The organism is Actinokineospora auranticolor (assembly GCF_041897805.1).
GTDB lineage: Bacteria > Actinomycetota > Actinomycetes > Mycobacteriales > Pseudonocardiaceae > Actinokineospora > Actinokineospora auranticolor.
This window is the reverse complement of the sequence record NZ_CP154825.1, coordinates 5,101,433-5,121,003: the sequence shown is the minus strand read 5'-3', so window position 1 is coordinate 5,121,003 and position 19,571 is coordinate 5,101,433. Positions and strand designations below refer to the sequence as shown.

Genomic DNA, 19,571 nt, shown 5'->3' with positions numbered 1-19,571 from the left:
TGTCCTTTATGGATGACCAGTGGTCGGTGGCGCTGCTGAGCGCCGCGGTGCTCGTCCCGGAGCCGGTGGATCGCCGACAAGGCGCGCGCGGTGGGCGCGCGCCACGTGCTCGTCCGGCGGCTGTTCGAACTGGCCCGCCAGTCCCTCCGCGACGACCGGGGCGACCTGTCGGCGTGGGATTAGTTGGTGTCCGCCACGGACGATCACGCCGTGCGGTCGCTGGGCGACGGCGCCCCCGAGTCGGCGACGGCGCGGGTGGTCGCGGCCCCCGCCCAGGGGCCGCGACCACGGGGTAACCCGTGTCGTCGCGCGGGTGTGGCCTAGCAGCCACCCGGGTCGTCGTAGATCCACGACAGCCCGCCGGACTCGGTGTTGAGGTAGTAGTTGACGCCCAGGCCCTGGTCGGTCCACGTGCAGATGTCCACGCGGCCGTCGTGGTTGAAGTCCCGCTGCCAGATGATGTTCGGCATGATGTCCCCGTACTGCTTGCTGATGACCGCCACCGTCGTCGGGCCGGTCTGGCGCAGCACGTAGAAGGCGTCCGAGGTGCTGTACGCGTCGTAGTCGGTGGTCACGATCTCGTTGGTGCCGTCACCGCCGAGGTCGACGACCTCGCCCATGTCGCCGCACAGCGGGCCCGTGGTCGGATTCGGGTAGGTGTAGGTGGTCGCGGTGCCGTACCCGCCGCCGGGCAGGCCGTGGGCGATCGTCAGCGAGCAGGTCGAGCCCTCGGGGCCGAGGGTGACCACGTCGGCCAGTCCGTCGCCGTCGACGTCACCGGAGAACGGGGCGTTGCGCGCGCCCGCGCTCGCCGGGGACACCAGGGTCAGGGTGAGCGCCGCGGTGGCGCCGAGGACGCCGAGGATCCGTCTCGTGGCCATGGCTCATACCTCCGTGAAGTTTCCGGCGCCGTCGTTGCGGAAGTGCTGTACCCGCAACTGGGGCACGTGGGAGATCAGGCCGACGTCCGGGTCGCGGTCGTTGTCGATGTCGACGCTGAACACCTCGAAGTTGTCGAACCCCTGGGCGAACACGACCGGCGCCTTGCCGCTGCCGAACCGGATCTCCGCGGTCCAGCCGGAGAAGTCGCAGCGCCGCGACAGCAGGATGTCGTCGCCGCCGTCGCCGTCGAAGTCGGTGATGACGTGCTGCGGGATCGGGTCCGACGAGCAGGCGGTGATGGTGCCGGGCACGATGGTGCCCTCGGGGGTGCTGTGGAACGACCTGATCTCCCGGCTCGCGTCGCTCGACAACCACACGTCCGGGTAACCGTCGCCGTTGAAGTCCGCCGAGCGGATGGTGCTGGGGAACCCCACCCCCGGGTACAGGCCGGTCACCTTGAGCTTGTCGTGCGCCAGGCGCAGCGTCAGGATGCCGCCCTCGTACCACTGGATACCGGTGGTGATCACGTCGGGTTTGCCGTCCCGGCGCAGGTCGGCCACAACACCCAGGTTGGGGCAGTACGGGGCCCCGGTGCGCGGCGAGTCGAAGGCGTAGTCCTTCGACGGACCCAGGGTCCCGTCGGGCCTGCCCAGCTCGATGGCGAACACACAGGGCTTCTTGCCCCCGCCGGGTTCGACGGCGGGGGTGACCCGGTCGACGACGTGGTCACCGTTGACGTCCCCTCGGAAGGCGAGCAGGTTCGGTTCGCCGGACGCGGTGGCGGGCATGAGCACCGCCGCCACCGTCGCGGCCACGGCGGCCAGGACCGCCGGTCGTCTCACCATGGTTCACACCTCCGTGAAGTTGCCCGCGCCGTCGTTGCGGAAGTGCTGCACCCGCAACTGGGGTACGTGCGAGATGAGGCCGATGTCCGGGACGCCGTCGGACCCGATGTCGGTGACGTACACCTCGTAGTTGTCCTGCCCCTTGGCGAAGGTGATCGCCGCCTTGCCGCTGCCGAACTGCAGTTCCGCCGCCCAGTAGGCGAACTCGCAGCGCCGGGACAGCAGCATGTCCTGGCCGCCGTCGCCGTCGAAGTCGGCGAGGAAGTGCTGGGGGACCGGCTCGGAGGAGCAGCCGGAGATCGTGCCGGGCACGATGGCGCCGTCGGGGGTGCTGTGGAACGAGCGCACCTCCATGCTCTCGTCGCTGGAGGACCACACGTCGGGCAGGCCGTCGCCGTTGAAGTCGGTCGTGCGGATGGTGCTGGGGAAGGACAGTCCCGGGTACAGGCCGGTCACCTTGACCTTGCCCTGCGCCAGGCGCAGCGTCAGGAAACCGCCCTCGTACCACTGGAAGCCGGTGGTGATCATGTCGGGTTTGCCGTCGCCGCGCAGGTCGGCCACGACCCCCATGTCGGGGCAGAAGGGCGCGCTGGTGCGCGGCGAGTCGTAGCTGTAGTCCTTGGGCTTGCCCAGGGTGCCGTCGGGCTTGCCCAGGGAGATGCTGAGCACGCAGGGCCGGTGCTGCCCGCCGCCCGCCTCGTTGGCGGGCAGGACCTGGTCGACGATCCGATCGCCGTTGACGTCCCCCCGGAAGATGCGCAGGTTCGGCTCCGCGGCGGCGGTGGCGGGCGCCACCGCCGCGGCCACCACCGCGGCGACGGCGGCCAGGACCACCAGTCGTGGTTTGTGCATGGGGCTCCCCTTGTCGGGCGCGCGCCAGTCGCGGCCGTCCGCCTGGGTGATCGCCGTCGGCGGGCTCCGTGTTCGCCGCCTCACCCGCAGTGACTCCGACCGGCCCCCGGACTGACGACAAAAGCCCGTACGTCATACGGGCAAACGGACCCGGCTGGTTCGCCACCGGTGTATCCGCGCAGGTCGCCACGCCCTGGCCGGCGGTTCCGCACCGGCGCGGAACCGGTTGTCCACCGGCTTGATCATCTTCGCCCGGGACCGTCGGTGCCCGTCGGTAGCGTGGATACCGGGGGCCGGAGGCGTCCCTTGATCAACTCTCGGTCGCCGCCACCACCTGTTCCCGCAGCCACTCGTGCGCCGGGTCCTCGTCGAACCGCGCGTGCCACTGCTGGTGGATGACGATCGGCGGCACCGGGACCGGCAGCGGGAACCACACCACCCCCAGGCGGTCCGCCAGGTGCCTGGCCAGGCGCTCCGGGACCAGGGCGACGAGATCGCTCTCCGCCGCCAGCGCGGCCGCGACCACCGGCGACGCCACCACGGTCGCGACGTGGCGCCGGTACCCGGCCTCGGTCAGCGCGGCGTCGAAGGGGCCGTGCGGCCTGCCCCGCCGCGACGACGACACGTGCGGGTGCGCGCAGATCCGCGCCAGGGTCGGCTCGGCCACGAGCGGAGAGGACGCCGACACCACGCCCACGACCCGTTCCTCGTAGAGCAGTTCGCCGCGCAGGTCCGCCGCCGCCGGCGGGCCCGCGCCGACGTCGAGGTCCACCGCGCCGTTGCGCAGCGACTCCACGTCCTCGGTGCCCTCGCCCACGAACCGCACCACCACCTGGGGCGCCGCCGCGCGCACGCGCCGCAGGAGCGCCGGGGCGAGGGTGGCGGTCAGGCCGTCGTTGACCCGGATCGCGAAGGACCGGGTGAGGCGCGCCGGGTCGAAGCCCGGCCGGTCGCTCAGCAGCGCCTCCGCCGCCTCCAGCAGCGACCGGACCTTCGGCGCGGTCCGCAGCGCGAACGGTGTCGGCACCACGCCCCGACCGGCGCGCACGAAAATCGGGTCGGCCAGCGCCCGCCGCAGCCTGCCGAGCGCGCGGCTGGCGGCGGGGGTGGACAGGTTCAGCCGCTCGGCGGCGCCGGTCACGCTGCCCTCCTCGACGAGCGCGTCGAACACCTTCAGCAGGTTGAGGTCGAAATCGCCCATGGTTGCATTCTAGACAACTGTCGATTGCGATCTTTGCACTGGACGCACAAGTCGCCGCGACTTACGTTGGTGGCGCGGAATCAACCCGCGTCCCCCGTTCTCGATCGAGGTGTCTTCCGTGACCACGAAAACCGTCCTGTCCGCCGCGCGCCCACCGGCCGCCCGCGGCTCGTCGCCCGGCGCCGTGCTCGCCGTGATGTGCGCGGCGACGATGCTGGTGCTGGCGTTCGTCGCCGCGATCAACCTGGCCGTGCCGGACCTGGCGGCGAGCGCGCTGCGACCGTCCTCGGCGGAACTGCTGTGGGTCGTCGACTCCTATGTGGCCCTGTTCGCGTGTCTGGTGATCCCCTGCGGTGCGCTCGGGGACCGCTTGGGGCGCAAGGGAGTCCTGCTGTCCGGCCTCGGGCTGCTCGCCGTGGGCGCGGCGGTCTCTGCGGTGTCGACGTCCGTGCCGGTCATGCTGATCGGGCGCGGGCTCGCGGGCGCCGGGGCGGCGTGCGTGGTGCCGAACAGCCTCGCGATCCTGATCAACGCGACCCCCGGGCCGCGGCGCGCGAAGGCGATCGGCGTGTGGGCGGCGTCCACCGGCGCGGGTGGCGTGCTGGGCAATGTCGGCGGCGGCGCCGTGCTCGCGGCCGGGTCGTGGCGGTGGCTGTTCGCCGCGGTCGTGCCGTTGGCCGTGGTCTGCGCGGGCTGGGCGGCGCTGCGCGCGCCCCGCACCGACCGCAACCCGCACCGGCTCGACCCGGCGGGCACCGTCCTGGTGACACTGGCGACCTTGGCGCTGCTGGTCGGTGTCATCCAGGGGCCGGAGAGCGGATGGGGCAGCGTGACCGTCATCGGTGCGTTCGTGGCGGCGGTGTTGCTGTTCGGGGTGTGGGTGGTCGTCGAGTTGCGCAGCGCGCACCCGCTGCTCGACCCTCGCCTGTTCCGCATCGCCGAGTTGCGCACAGGGTGCCTGGGGATGACGGCCGCGTTCTTCGGCATGTTCGCGCTGTTCTACGTCAATGCCACGTTCCTCCGGTACGGCATGGGTTTCGACGTCCTGACCACCGGCCTCGCCGTCATCCCGCTGACCATCCCGATCCTGGCGGGTGCCCGGGTCGTGCCGGGTCTGACCGCCCGACTGGGCGCGACGCGCTCGGTGGCGGCGGCGTTCGGGACGATCAGCGTGGGGCTGTTCGGGTTGTCGACGTGCGCGGCGAACTCGCCGTACGTCTACTATGGACTGTGGCTTGTGGTCATCGGTGTTGGCGTCGCGTTGGCGTTGCCCGTGCTGACGACCAGCATCGCAACGTCGCTGCCGCCGGAGAAGGCGGGCATCGGCGCCGGCCTCCAGGCGACCACGCGCGAGTTCGGCAGCGCGCTGGGGGTCGCGGTCATCGGCACGATCCTGACCGGCCACTTCGTCTCCGCCCTGCCCGAACCCCTCCGCCACGGCCCGCACACGGTCGCGGAGGCACTGCGCGCGGCGGGCACGTCGGCACCGCTGAGGGCGCAGGTGTTGGAAGCGTTCGGAAGTGGCGCCAACGCCGCCATGCGTGTCATCGCGATCATCACCCTGGTCGCTGGTGCGGTGGTGACCGCGCAACTCGCGTGGTCCGCGCGGAAGTCGGTTGCCGCGGGGCAGCGGAGTTGATGGACTGGCCCGGTGTTGAGGATCGACTGGGAATACCGTCAAGAGGGCTCGCCGCCTACTACACGGTGTCGGGTGTACGGCTGCCTGGCGCGACTGGTGGGTCTGGGTCAGTCGACGGCGCTGTCCGCCGGTGGTCGCCATCAGCCGGGTGCGGTCGGCCGTTCGGATAGCTCGGATTGTGGTCGGGCGTGGTGTACCTGCGGGCTGACTGGTCGCCGGCCCGCGTGTCGCGGCGCCAAGCGCCCACCCGCCGCCCGCCACGCCCTCTTGCCCCGCTCGCAATCGGCGGCTGTGCCGCGAGGCAGTTGCCGCAGCCACGACTCTTGTCCCTCGCGCGGGTGAAACCTTGCCCGCAGCCGGGCTTTTCACCGCAAATCGCCAGAACGTGGTTGTCCACATACCGCCGATCCATCCACAGCCCCTTCGCCAACCGCCGAATTGCTCGCTTCTCCGACTGGACTGGAGCAGGGCCGTCCCCCAGTGGAGTGGTGGGGGCTGCTCTGGGGCCGGGGTCGCGCGCGACGAAGCGGGTTCGGGGCGGCGGGTTGGAGTCGGGTCTGCGTTGGCTGCGGGGGTTTGACAGCCTTGTGGAGCGCGGCCAAGCGAACGGTTCTCGTCGTCAGGGTCTAGCGGTGACCAAGGCGTGGTCGCGGATGGCCTGGGCGGCTCGGACGGCCCCGCCCGCGCGCGCCCCGGCTTCCCGCAGGGCGGCCAGGCGTGGGGCGATGTCGGGCTTGTCCCGCAACCGGTCCACGGCCTGCCTGATCCGCGCAGGCGTCACGGACGCCTCCTCCAGCACCAACCCCACGCCCAGTTCCTCGACCCGCCGGGCGTTGGTGATCTGTTCGGGTTGGTGGGGCACCACCACCATCGGTGTCCCGTGGTGCACCGACTCCATCACCCCGCTGAGCCCGCCCTGGCACAGGTACGCCGACGCGTGCCTCAGCACCTCGCCGACCGGGATCCACGGGTGCACCTCGACGTTCGCGGGCAGCGGCCCCAACTCGGCGGGTGACACCTGGCTGCCCAGCGCGATCACCACGTGCCACGGTGAGCCCTCGAAGGCCCGCGCGCAGTCGGCGAAGAACTCCGGCGGGTAGAAGGTCGACGTCCCCATCGAGATCAGCACCACCGGTCCGGCGTCCGGGGGTGGGGCCCACCCGCCCACGGGGGTGGACACGCTGGGGCCCACGAACACGTGGTCGTCGCCGAAGGTGTCCGCGGCGATCTGGAACTCGCGCGGTAGGAAGACCACGCTCAGTTCGCCGGTTCCGGCCAGGGCCGCGCCGGCGGCGTCGTCGGAGAGCCCGTGGCCTTCCAGGTAGTCCACGAGGCGGCGGTTGTAGCGGGTCACGGCCGGGTGCGGGGGCGCGTCCGGTGGGGGCGGGGCGGCCAGTTTCGCGAACTCGGCGTCGATGGAGAAGTGTTCGTTGGACGCGAAGATGGGCAGCACCCGCGCGTTCGGGACGCCCCACTTGGCCGCCAGCACCCGCCCCGGTACGGCCAGCGCGATGTCGTGCACCAGGACGTCCGGCCGGTCCAGCCCGGCCTCGTCGATGACCGGGGACACGCCCAGGATCTGGTCCAGCAGGACCGCGATGGCCTCCGCCAACCTCGGGTACGTCGTGTAGTCGGGCAGCCGCGCGTCCAGCGGTGTCCGGTAGCGGACCGTCGACGCGCCCAGGGACCGCACCCGGTCCTCGATCTCCGGCGACACCGTCGCGGTCACCCGGCAGCCCGCGCGGACCAGCTCCTCGATCACCGGCAGCGTCGGCAGCAGGTGCCCCATCGCGGGGTACAGCGCGCACAGCACATGGGGTGGACGGTCCACGTCGGCGTTCCTCTCAGACCCTGGTCGACACGTGGGCGGCGATGGCGTCGGCGGCGCGGTCGGCGCCCCCGGCAGCCCGGATGTGGTCGCGCATGCGCAGCACCCGGGCGCGCAGCGCGGCGTCGGCGGCCACGGCGGTCGTCGCGGCCAGCACCAGGTCGCCGGTCACGGTGTGCCGGTGCAGGACCTCGCCGAGGCCGAGTTCGGCGATCCGGTCCGCGTTGGCGCGCTGCTCCGGGTGGTGCGGCGCCACCACCAGCGGTACACCGTGGTGCAGCGCCTCCTGCACGCTGCCCATCCCCGACTGGCACACGAACACCGACGCGTGCGCCAGCACGTCGCCGTGCGGGATCCAGTCGTGCGCCTCGACCCCGGGCGGTAGCGGGCCGAGTTCCTCCGGGGTCACTCGACCACCGAGAGACAGGACGAGGTGCCAGTCCGAGCCCGCGAAGGCCCGGACGCAGTCGCGGAAGAAGTCGGGCCGGGCGTTGACGGTCGTGCCCAGCGACACCAGCACGACCCGGCGACCGTCGGCCGGGGGAGTCCACGTCCCCGGCGCGGGGTCGAGGCAGGGGCCGACGAACACGTGGTCGTCACCGAAGGTCTCGCCGCGGATCTGGAACTCGCGGGGGATGGTGACCACGTTCGCCTCGCCCGCGCCCGCGTAGACCGCGGGGGAGACCCCGGCCGCGGTCGCGTGTTCGGCCAGGCGCTCGCCGAAGCGCACCAGCGCGGGGTGGGCCGGGTCGAGCGGTGTGGACAGTTCGGACAGCTTGTCCGTCACGGAGAAGTGCTCGTTCGAGGCGAACGTCGGCACCACCTGCACCGCGGGCCGCCCCCACCGCGCCGCCGCGACCCGGCTCGGCGCCCACAGGGTCGTGTCGAACACCACCGCGTCCGGCGGCGCGGGGCAGGCCGCGTCCAGCACCGGGGCGATCGCCAGGGACTCGTCGAGGTAGCGCAGGGTCCGCGCGGCCAGCTCGTCCGGCTCGAGCACGTCCGGCGGGGCCGACGTGGACAGCGGCGTCGTGTAGGTGACCGGCCGCGCGCCCGCCGCCCGGACGCGGTCGGCCATGGCGGCGCCGGTCGTGGCGGTGACCAGGAAGCCGCGCCGGGTGAGCCGGTCGATGATCGGCACCATCGGCAGCGTGTGGCCGTAGGCCGGGTAGAGCACGAACAACAGGTGCGGTGCCACGGGCCAAGTGAAGCCATACCGGACTGGGGAAACTGCCAGAACCGCCGTGCCGGGACGGGAGTCGAGTTGGCACAAACCCTAGTCGGGAGCACGTAACTTCAGCGAACGGCGAACCCGTGACCACCGAGCCGGACGAGGAGCCGTGGCGTCGATGAGAGCACCCCGCAGCGCGGACGTCGCCGTGGTCGGCGTGGCGTGCAGGCTGCCCGCCGCGCCCGACCCGGCGGCGTTCTGGCGGCTGCTGGCGCGCGGCGGCGACGCGGTGACCGAGGTCCCGGCGGGCCGCTGGCCCGACGAGCGCGTGCTCGACCCGGCGGCGCACGAGCACGTGCGGCTGGGCGGTTTCCTCGACCGGGTAGCGGATTTCGACGCCGACTTCTTCGGCATCTCCCCGCGCGAGGCCGCCGCCATGGACCCGCAACACCGCCTCGCGCTGGAACTGGCCTGGGAAGCGCTGGAGGACGCGGGCATCCCGCCCAGGTCCACCGACGGCACCGCCGTGCTCCTCGGCGCCATGTCCGACGACCACGCCCACCTGCTGCGCCAGGCGGCGGGCGGCAGCCTCACCGGCGCCCACCGCGGCGCGCTCGCCAACCGCGTCTCCTACGCGCTCGGCCTCACCGGCCCCAGCCTCACCGTCGACTGTGGACAGTCGTCGTCGCTGGTCGCCGTGCACCTGGCCGGGGCGGAACTCGTCGCGGGCCGCGCGGACCTGGCCCTCGCCGGTGGCGTCAACCTCAACCTCTCCGCCGCGACGGCGTTGGGCGTGCACGAGTTCGGGGCGCTGTCGCCCGACGGCCGCTGCCACACCTTCGACGCCCGCGCCAACGGCTACGTCCGCGGCGAGGGCGGCGCGGTCGTCGTGCTCAAACGGCTCGCCGACGCGCTGGCCGACGGCGACCACGTCTACTGCGTGGTGCGCGGCGGCGCGGTCAACAACGACGGTGGCGGCGAGACCTACACCACCCCCGACGGCGCCGCCCAGCGCCGCCTGCTGCGCGCCGCGTGCGCCGCCGCCGACGTCGACCCCGCCGACCTCGACTTCGTCGAACTCCACGGCACCGGCACCCGCGTCGGCGACCCCGTCGAGGCCGGTGCCCTCGGCGCCGTCTACGGCCGGGCCGCCGGACGGCGCGCGCCGCTGCCGGTCGGGTCGGCCAAGACCAACGTCGGCCACCTCGAAGGCGCCGCGGGCATCGTCGGCCTGCTCAAGGCCGCGCTCGCGCTCGACCGGAAAGCGCTGCCCCCCAGCCTGAACTTCCGCGACCCCAACCCGGCGATCGACCTCGACGCGCTCAACCTGACAGTCCACACCGGACTCGGCGCCCTGGACCGCCCGGTCCTCGCCGGTGTCAGCTCCTTCGGCATGGGCGGCACCAACTGCCACCTGGTCCTCGAATCCGCGCCGGAACCGCGACCCGTCGACACCCCGGACCTCCCGCTCACCCCGATCACGATCTCCGCCCACACCCCGCGAGCCCTGCGCGCCCAGGCCCGCGCCATCGCCGGAGCGGTCGAGTCCGGTGACCTGAACCGCGTCGCCGCCGCCCTCACCCACCGGCACACCTTCGACCACCGCGCGGTCGTCATCGCCGAATCCGGCGACGAAGCGGCCCGGCTCTTGAACGCCTTGGCCGACGGCCAGGACCATCCCGGTGTCACCACGGGCGAGGTCACCGGAGGCGGCCTGGCGTTCCTGTTCCCGGGCCAAGGCGCGCAACGCCCCGGCATGGGCCGCGAACCGCACGAACGCCTCCCCGCGTTCGCCGACGCCTTCGACGCCGTCGCAACGCACCTGGACCCCCTGCTCGGCCGTTCCCTGCGCGACCTGGTTCTCGCGGGCACCGACCTCGACGACACCGCGCACACCCAACCCGCGCTGTTCGCCGTCGAGGTCGCCACCGCCGCCACCCTGCGCCACTTCGGGGTCGAACCGGACTACCTGATCGGCCACTCGATCGGCGAGATCGCCGCCGCGCACCTCGCCGGGGTGCTGTCCCTCCCCGACGCCTGCGCCCTGGTCGCCGCCCGGGGCCGGTTGATGGGCGCGCTACCCCGGGGTGGCGCGATGGCGGCCGTGCAGGCGTCGGAAGCGGAGGTCGCGGGCACCGGGGTGGACGTGGCGGCGGTCAACGCGCCGGATTCCGTGGTCGTCTCCGGGGCGGCCGACGCGGTGGCGCGGGTCGTGGCCGAGTTCGCCGCGCGTGGCCGCAAGACGACGACGTTGAAGGTCAGCCACGCCTTCCACTCCGCGCTCATGGACCCGATGCTGGCCGAGTTCGCCGAGGTCGCCGCCCGCCTCGACTACGCCGAGCCCGCGATCCCGGTCGTGTCGACCTCGCTCGGCCGCCTGGCCGCCCCCGGCGAGCTGAGCACCCCGGACCACTGGGTCCGCCACGCCCGCGACGCCGTCCGCTTCCACGACGGCCTCACCGCCCTGCGGCAGGCGGGCGTCACCAGGTTCGTCGAGGTCGGGCCGGGCGCCACCCTCACCGGCCTGGTCGGGTCCGATTCCGTCCGCGCCACCCCGCTGCGCGCCCCGGACGCCGAACTCCGGTCGACCCTGCGCGCCCTGGCCGACCTGCACGTCTCCGGCACGGACATCACCTGGCCCGCCCTCCTCGGCAAAGCCCGGACCCCGCTGCCCACCTACCCGTTCCAGCGCCGCACGCACTCCCTGTTCCACGACACACCAACCGAAACCCCCAGCGAGGACACCGCGACGACTCTCCGCCCCGGGCAGGTCTTCGACGCCGTCCGCGCGCACGTCGCCCACGTCCTCGGCCACACCGACCCCGACGACGTCGACCCCCGCCGCCGGTTCCGCGACCTCGGCTTCGACTCGCTCGGCGCGGTGGAGCTGCGGGACCGGCTCGCCGACGCCACCGGCCTGGCGCTGCCGTCGTCGCTGCTCTACGACCACCCGACCCCGAACGCGGTCGCCGAACGCCTCGCCGTCCTGCTCGACGGCGCCCCGGAAGTCGTCGCGGCACCCGTGATGGCCGCCGACGACGACCCGGTGTGCGTGGTGGGCATGGCGTGCCGGTTGCCCGGCGGCGTGACCGGCCCGGACGACCTGTGGTCGCTGGTCGCGGCGGGCCGGGAGGGCATCGGCCCGTTCCCCACCGACCGGGGCTGGTCGGCGACCGGCGTCGGCGGGTTCCTCAACGGTGCCACCGACTTCGACGCGGACTTCTTCGAGATCTCCCCGCGCGAGGCCCTGGCCATGGACCCGCAGCAGCGCCTGGCACTGGAGTGCTCGTGGGAGGCGCTGGAACACGCGGGTATCGACCCGCTTTCCGTGCGCGGCACGGACACCGGCGTGTTCACCGGTGTCATGGGTCAGGACTACCTGGCGCCGCTCAACGACGTCACCGACGAGCAGCGCGGCCACGCCTTGACCGGCGGCTCGCCGAGCGTGGTCTCCGGCCGCGTCGCCTACGCCCTGGGCACCGAGGGCCCGGCGGTGTCGGTGGACACCGCGTGCTCGTCGTCGCTGGTCGCGCTGCACTGGGCCGCGCAGGCGCTGCGCCGGGGCGAGTGCTCCCTGGCCCTCGCGGGCGGTGTCACCGTGATGTCCACCCCGGGCATGTTCGTCGAGTTCGGCCGCCAGGGCGGACTGGCCGCCGACGGGCGCTGCAAGGCGTTCTCCGACGACGCCGACGGGACCGGCTGGTCCGAGGGCGTCGGCGTGCTGGTGCTGGAACGGCTGTCGGACGCGCGCGCCAACGGGCACGAGGTCCTCGCGGTCGTGCGCGGGTCGGCGGTGAACTCCGACGGCGCGTCGAACGGCCTGACGGCGCCGAACGGCCCGTCACAGGAACGCGTGATCCGCCGGGCTCTAGCCGATGCAGGACTCGTTGCGTCCGATGTGGACGCTGTGGAGGCGCACGGCACCGGCACGCGGCTGGGCGACCCGATCGAGGCCGGGGCCCTGCTCGCCACCTACGGTCGCGACCGCGCCGGTCAGCCGCTGTGGTTGGGGTCGCTCAAGTCGAACATCGGGCACGCGCAGGCGGCGGCCGGGGTCGCGGGCGTGATCAAGGTGATCCAGGCGATGCGGCACGGCGTCCTGCCCCGCACCCTGCACGCCGACACCCCCACCTCGCACGTCGAGTGGTCCGGCGTCAAACTCCTGCGCGCCGAGGTGCCGTGGGACTTCGGCCGCCCGCGCCGCGCCGGGGTGTCCTCGTTCGGGATCAGCGGCACCAACGCGCACCTCATCCTCGAGGAAGCCCCGGTGAGTCCGCCGCGGCCCGAACCGGTGGTGGCGACCGTGCCCTGGGTACTCGCCGCCCGTGACAGCGCGGCGCTCGATACCCAGATCTCCCGCCTGACAGCGACCACCGGTTCCCCGGTCGACCTCGGCTGGTCCTTGGCCACGACCCGCGCGGCGCTGGACGAGCGAGCCGTGCTCATCGGCACCGACGACTTCCGCGCCGCCACACCGATTCGCGGGCGCGCTACTGGCACCGCCAGGTTCGCGTTGCTGTTCCCCGGGCAGGGTGCGCAGCGGGCCGGGATGGGCTCACGGCTGGCCGAGCGGTTCCCGGTCTTCGCCGAGCACCTCGCCGAGATCCGTTCCCACTTCGCCCCCGGACTCGCCGAGGTCACCGCAACCGGCCACGGCCTCGCCGACACCCGAAACACCCAGGCCGCGCTCTTCGCCCACCAGGTCGCGCTGGCTCGGCTGCTGGAATCCTGGGGTGTCCGGCCCGATGTCCTCATCGGACACTCCATCGGCGAGATCGCCGCCGCCCACGTGGCGGGCGTCTGGTCACTCGCGGACGCGTGCGCGCTGGTCTCCGCGCGCGGGCGGCTCATGGGGGAGCTGCCGCCCGGCGGGGCGATGGTGTCGGTGGCGGCGACCGAGGACGAGGTGGCGCCCCAACTCACCCCGCTCGTCGCGATCGCCGCCGTCAACGGCCCCGGCGCCGTTGTCCTCTCCGGCGCGGAGGACGAGGTGCTCGCGCTGGCCGCGCACTGGACGCGGCGGGGCCGCCGGACCAAGCGGCTCACCGTGTCCCACGCGTTCCACTCGCCGCTGGTGGACCCGATCTTGGCCGAGTTCCGCGCGGTCGCCCGGGATCTGACCTACCGGACTCCGCGAATCCCGATCGTCTCGAACGTCACCGGCCGGTTGGCCACCGACGAGCTGGTGGACCCGGAGTACTGGGTCCGGCACGTGCGCGAACCGGTTCGGTTCGCCGACGGTGTGGCCGCGCTCGGGGTCGACGCGGTCGCGGAACTGGGCCCGCGCGCGGTGCTCAGCGGCGCGCTGGCCGACCTTGCCCCCGCGCCGCTGGTCCGGGACTCCCTCGACGAGGACGCCGCCGTGCTCACCGGCGTGGGCAGGCTCTGGGTGCGGGGCGTGGCCGTCGACTGGGCGCGGGTGTTCGACGGGCTCGGCGCGCACCGCGTGGCCCTGCCGACGTATCCCTTCCAGCGCAACAGGTTCTGGCCGGGTGACGACGTGGACGCGTGGCGCCACGAGGTCACCTGGGAACCGATCGACCTGCCCGCCGGACGCCTGGCCGGGGCGTGGGCGGTCGTCGCGGGCACGGGCTGCCCGCCGGAGTGGGCCGCCCGGCTGCGCGCCGAGCTGGCCGAACGCGGAGCCGCGGTCGTCGACCCGGACGCCGACGGGGTGACCGGTGTGGTCGCGCTGCTCGGCTGGCACGAGTCCGATGTGGACGGTCTATGGGAGTTGGCCGCGCTCGTGCGTGGGCTCGACGCGCCGCTGTGGTGCGTGACCCGGGGCGAGTCGCCGGTCTCGGCGGGGCTGCGGGGACTCGGACGGGTCGCCGCGCTGGAACTCGGGGCCGCCTGGGGCGGTCTGGTCGACGTGGCCGACGACGACTGCCTGCCCCGGGTCGTCGACGTCCTGGCCGCTGGGAAGTCCGAGGTGTCGGTGCGGTCCTCCGGCGCGTTCACCCGTCGACTCGTGCGCGCGGCCCCGGCCCAGGCGCCGCCGGACCTCACGGGCGGAACCGTGCTGGTGACCGGCGGAACCGGCGCGCTCGGCCGCCACCTCGCCCGCTGGCTGCTGGACCGGGGCGCCGCACGGGTCGTTCTGGCCAGTCGACGCGGCGTGCTCACCGACCCCATCCCCGGCGTCGAGGCCGCCACCTGCGACGTCACCGACCCGGACGCCGTCCAGCGGCTCGTCGACGACCTCGGAACCGGGCTGCGCGGTGTCGTGCACGCCGCCGGAGTACTGCGCGACGGCACACTCGCCAACCTCACCCGCGACGACTTCGACGAGGTCGTGCGCGTGAAGGCCGTCGGCGGTCGGAACCTGCACGAGGCCACCCGAGACCACGACCTCGACCTGTTCCTGGTGTTCTCCTCCATCGTCGGGGTCATCGGCAACGGCGGCCAAGCCGCCTACGCCGCGGGCAACGCCTACCTCGACGGCCTCATCGCCCACCGCCGCGCCCGCGGCCTCCCCGGTACCGCCATCGCCTGGGGCCCCTGGGCGGGGGAGGGCATGGCCGCCGCCGACGCCGTGGCCCGCCGCTTCCGCCGCGACGGCATCACCCCCATGGCCCCCGACTCCGCCCTGCGCGCCCTCGACCGCGCCTTCGGCCCCGCGCTGACCGTGATCGCCGACGTCGACCAAGCACGCCTCACCACGTCCCCCACCGCCTCCCTGACCGGCAGGCTGGCCGACGCGCCGGACGGCGAGCGCCGCCGGATCGTCGCCGAGATCGTGCGCGACCAGGCCGCCGCCGTCCTCGGCCACGGCTCCGTGGACCCGATCCGCCCGTTCAAGGAACTCGGCTTCGACTCCCTCACCGCTGTCGAGTTCCGCACCGCCCTGTCCGCCGCCACCGGACTCAACCTGGCCGCGACCCTCGTCTACGACCACCCCACCCCCGAGGCCGCTGCCGACCACCTCCTCGCCCTGCTCGCCGACACCGAACCCGAGCGCGTCGAGGTCCGGGCCGCCGCCGACGAACCGGTCGCGATCGTCGGCATGGCCTGCCGCCTGCCCGGCGGGATCACCTCGCCGGACGACCTGTGGGACCTGGTCGCCGCGGGCGGCGAGGGCATCGGCCCGTACCCGACCGACCGCGGCTGGGACCCGGCCCTGACCGGCGCGGGCGGCTTCCTGCACGACGCGGCCGAGTTCGACGCCGGGTTCTTCGGGATCTCGCCGCGCGAGGCCCGGGCCATGGACCCGCAGCAGCGGCTCGTGCTGGAGTGCGCGTGGGAGGCCCTGGAGCGCGCGCACGTCGACCCGGGGTCGCTGCGCGGCACCCCGACCGGCGTCTACCTCGGGGTCAGCCACCAGGACTACGGGCCCCGCGCGCACGAGCCCGCCGCCGACGCCGAGGGCTACCTGCTCACCGGCTCCGCGCCCAGCGTCGTCTCCGGCCGCGTCGCCTACACGCTCGGCACCGAGGGCCCGGCGGTGTCGGTGGACACGGCGTGCTCGTCGTCGCTGGTCGCGTTGCACATGGCGGTGCAGGCGCTGCGGCGCGGCGAATGCTCGCTGGCGTTGACCGGCGGTGTCACCGTGATGTCGAACCCGGGCGCTTTCGTGGAGTTCGCGCGCCAGGGCGGGCTGGCGCCGGACGGGCGGTGCCGGGCGTTCTCCGACGCCGCCGACGGGACCGGCTGGTCCGAGGGCGTGGGCGTGCTCGTCGTCGAACGGCTCTCGGACGCGCTCCGGGCCGGTCACCGGGTGTTGGCGGTGGTGCGGGGTTCGGCGGTGAACTCCGACGGCGCGTCGAACGGCCTGACCGCGCCGAACGGCCCGTCGCAGGAGCGCGTGATCCGGCGGGCCTTGGCCGACGCGGGACTCGCGGCGTCCGATGTGGACGCTGTGGAGGCGCACGGAACCGGGACGCGGCTCGGGGATCCGATCGAGGCCGGGGCGCTGCTGGCCACCTACGGCCGCGAGCACGGCGACCGGCCGCTGTGGTTGGGGTCGCTGAAGTCGAACATCGGGCACGCGCAGGCGGCGGCCGGGGTCGCGGGCGTGATCAAGATGGTGCAGGCGATGCGGCACGGCGTCCTGCCCCGCACCCTGCACGCCGAGAAGCCCTCCGCGCACATCGACTGGTCCCGGGGCGGGATCTCCCTGCTGGACACCGAGGTGCCGTGGGAGTTCGACGGTCCGCGCCGGGCCGGGGTGTCGTCGTTCGGCATCAGCGGCACCAACGCCCACGTGCTCCTCGAACAGGCGCCTGCCGTCGATGAGTCCACTGTGGAGGAAGTGGGTATCCTGCCCTGGCCGGTCTCGGCAGCCGACCCGACGGCGTTGCGGGAGCTGGCCACCGGGCTCGCCGACTCGGCGGCCGGAGTGGCCGAAGGCGCGTGGACGCTGGCCAGGTCCCGCGCCGGACTGCCGCGCCGCGCGGTCGTGCTCGGCGCGGACCGCGACGACCTCACCCGTGGACTACGGGCACTGGCGGCGGGCCGGACCACCGACTCGGTGATCACCGCCGACGAGCCGCTGCCCGGCGGCACCGCGTTCCTGTTCTCCGGCCAGGGCTCGCAGCGGACGGGCATGGGCCAGGAACTACGCGCCCGGTTCCCCGTCTTCGCCGCGGCCTTCGACGAGGTGTGCGGGAAGTTCGCGATCCCGGTCGCCGACGCCGTGGCCTCGGGCGAACGGCTCGACGACACCGAGTACACCCAGGCCGCCCTGTTCGCCTTCGAGGTCGCGCTGCACCGGCTGCTCGACTCGTGGGGAATCCGCCCCGATGTCCTCCTGGGACACTCGATCGGCGAGGTCGTGGCCGCCTACGTGGCCGGGGTGTGGTCCCTCGACGACGCGTGCGCGCTGGTCGCCGCGCGCGGGCGGCTGATGGGGGCGCTCCCGGCGGGCGGCGCGATGGTCGCCGTCGAGGCGGGCGAGGACGAGGTCACGCCGCTGCTGACCGACGGGGTGTCGATCGCGGCGGTCAACGGGCCGCGCGCGGTCGTCGTGTCCGGTGTCGAGGCCGAGGTGGACGCCGTCGTCGCCGCGCTCACCGGGCGGCGCGCGAAGCGGCTGCCGGTCAGCCACGCCTTCCACTCGCCGCTCATGGACCCGATGCTCGACGAGTTCCGCGCGGTCGCCGAGCGCCTCACCTACCACCCACCCACACTCGCCGTGCTGTCGAACGTCACCGGTGACCTCGCCGACCTGACCGACCCCGACTACTGGGTCCGGCACGTCCGCGCCGCCGTCCGCTTCGCCGATGGCGTTTCCGGGCTCCTGGACCGGGGCGTCACCCGCGTCATCGAGGTGGGCGCCGACGCCGTCCTCACCCCGGCCGTCGCCTCCGCTGCCGACCGGCCGCTGCTGGTCACGCCCGCGCAGCGCCGGTCCCGCCCCGAGGTGACCGCCGTCCTGACGGCCGCCGCCGCGCTCCACGTGCACGGCGCCGACGTCGACTGGACCGCCGTGATCACCGCCGACGGCACCCGACCCCACCCAGTCGACCTGCCCACGTACCCCTTCCAGCGCGAACGCTTCTGGCTCGACACCCCCACCGCCACCACCCAGACCCCGATCCTCACGGTCGACTGGCAGCCGGTGGCGCTCGACCCCCGCGCAAGCGCCGGGCACACCGAGATCCTGCGCCCCCGGGACGTCACCCACGCCCTGGAACGGCTGCGGGACCTGCTCACCTCGTCCACCGCGCGGATCGTCGTCCTCCTCGACGGCGCGGACACCGACCCGGACCAGGCCGCCGTCGTCGGACTGGTCCGCGCCGCCCAGTCCGAGCACCCCGGCCGCGTCCTGCTGGCCGACGCCCCGCACCCGCCGCCGGACCTCACCACCACCGAGACCCACCTGGCCCTGCGCGACGGCCGCTGGCTGGCCCCGCGCCTCGTCCAGGCCCGACCGGGCACCCCCGGCACCCCGTGGGAACAGGGCGGCACGGTCCTCATCACCGGCGGCACCGGCGCGCTCGGCCGCGAGTTCGCCCGCCACCTCGCCCGCACCCACGGCGTCCGGCGCCTCCTGCTCCTCAGCCGGAGCGGCACCCCCGACCCGACCGCCGAACTCGCCGAACTCGGGTGCGCCGCCGAGGTCGTGGCCTGCGACGCCGCCGACCGCGCCGTGCTCGCCGCGGTGCTCGCGGCGATCCCGGCCGAGTACCCGCTGACCGGGGTCCTGCACGCCGCCGGGGTGCTCGACGACGGCGTGCTCACCGGGCTCACCCCGGAGCGGCTGGACCGGGTCCTGCGCGCCAAAGCCGTGGTCGCGGCCAACCTCGACGAGCTGACCCGGGACCTACCGGTGTCCAAGTTCGTCCTGTGCTCCGGTTTCACGGGCCTGGTCGGCGGCCCCGGACAGGCCAACTACGCCGCCGCCAACGCCTACGTCGACGCGCTCGCCGCCCGCCGCCGCGCCGAGGGGCGTCCCGCGCTCGCCCTCGCCTGGGGACTCTGGCAGGCGGGCATGGGGGACCGGCTCGACGACAACGACCGGCGCAGGCTCGCCCGTTTCGGCGTCGTCCCCATGGCCGCCGCCGACTGCCTGCGGCTGTTCGACCGCTGCCAGGACACCGACCACGCGCTGCTGGTCCCCGCCGCGCTCGACCTCACCGGCCCGGACGTCGTGCCGCACCCGCTGTTCGCCCGCCTCGCCCCACGGCCGGTCGTCGTCGAGGACCGGCTGGCCGGGCTCGCGGGGCTCACCGGGGACGACCGGCGCGCCCACCTGCTGCGGCTCGTCCTCGACGTGGCCGCCGCCGTCCTCGGCCACGGCGACCGCGACGCCGTCGCGCCCCGCACCGGGTTCCTCGACCAGGGCTTCGACTCGCTCACCGCCGTCGAGTTCCGGCAGCGGCTGGGCACCGCGGTCGGCCGGACCCTGACCACCACGCTGGTCTTCGACCACCCGTCCCCGGGCGCCGTCGCCGACCACCTGGCCACCGACGTGTTCCCGGCCGCCGACCCGGTCGCGGCCGCGGTGGCCGACCTCGACGCCCTGGTCGACGGCCTCCCCGGCGCCGACCGCGACGCCCTCGCAGGCAGGCTGCGCGGCCTGCTCGACCGGCTCGCGCCACCACCGGGCGCCGACGGTGTGGACGACCTGCTGGTCACCGCGGACGACGACGAGATCTTCGCCTTCATCGACAACGAGCTCGGCACGGCCTAGCGGGGCGGGAAGGACACCA

Annotated in this window: 8 protein-coding genes; 2 read left to right on the top strand and 6 right to left on the bottom strand. The window is 74.0% G+C overall.

Annotated features, from left to right (window positions below):
* Window positions 1–320: 320 nt before the first annotated feature.
* The 4 genes from V5P93_RS22235 to V5P93_RS22220 form a co-directional block, all read right to left on the bottom strand.
* Window positions 321–881, bottom strand: coding sequence for a hypothetical protein (locus tag V5P93_RS22235; RefSeq protein WP_104478945.1), 561 nt, complete (start codon window positions 879–881; stop codon window positions 321–323).
* A 3-nt stretch (window positions 882–884) separates the two neighbouring features.
* The gene (locus V5P93_RS22230) at window positions 885–1,727 is read right to left on the bottom strand and encodes an FG-GAP-like repeat-containing protein (RefSeq protein ID WP_104478946.1); all 843 of its coding nucleotides are present in this window, start codon (window positions 1,725–1,727) and stop codon (window positions 885–887) included.
* A gap of 3 nt (window positions 1,728–1,730) precedes the next feature.
* On the bottom strand, window positions 1,731–2,579 hold the full coding sequence (locus V5P93_RS22225; RefSeq protein ID WP_104478947.1) for a VCBS repeat-containing protein: 849 nt from the start codon (window positions 2,577–2,579) through the stop codon (window positions 1,731–1,733).
* Window positions 2,580–2,889: 310 nt separating this feature from the next.
* Window positions 2,890–3,780 carry a LysR family transcriptional regulator gene (locus tag V5P93_RS22220; protein ID WP_104478948.1) on the bottom strand — a complete coding sequence of 297 codons (891 nt, stop codon included), beginning with the start codon at window positions 3,778–3,780 and terminating at the stop codon, window positions 2,890–2,892.
* A 118-nt stretch (window positions 3,781–3,898) separates the two neighbouring features.
* Between V5P93_RS22220 and V5P93_RS22215 the strand changes: the two genes are divergently transcribed.
* On the top strand, window positions 3,899–5,419 hold the full coding sequence (locus V5P93_RS22215; RefSeq protein ID WP_245931231.1) for an MFS transporter: 1,521 nt from the start codon (window positions 3,899–3,901) through the stop codon (window positions 5,417–5,419).
* Window positions 5,420–6,038: 619 nt separating this feature from the next.
* Here the strand turns inward: V5P93_RS22215 and V5P93_RS22210 are convergent.
* Together V5P93_RS22210 and V5P93_RS22205 are read right to left on the bottom strand one after the other, a co-directional pair.
* A complete protein-coding gene (locus tag V5P93_RS22210) occupies window positions 6,039–7,250 on the bottom strand; it encodes a macrolide family glycosyltransferase (RefSeq protein ID WP_146108002.1) in 1,212 nt (403 codons plus the stop codon).
* Window positions 7,251–7,263: 13 nt separating this feature from the next.
* Window positions 7,264–8,445, bottom strand: a complete 1,182-nt coding sequence (locus V5P93_RS22205) for a macrolide family glycosyltransferase (protein ID WP_219823960.1) — start codon at window positions 8,443–8,445, stop codon at window positions 7,264–7,266.
* Between the two features lie 151 nt (window positions 8,446–8,596).
* Between V5P93_RS22205 and V5P93_RS22200 the strand changes: the two genes are divergently transcribed.
* Complete coding sequence (locus V5P93_RS22200) at window positions 8,597–19,552, top strand: type I polyketide synthase (protein WP_146108003.1); 10,956 nt, start codon at window positions 8,597–8,599, stop codon at window positions 19,550–19,552.
* Window positions 19,553–19,571 lie beyond the last annotated feature (19 nt).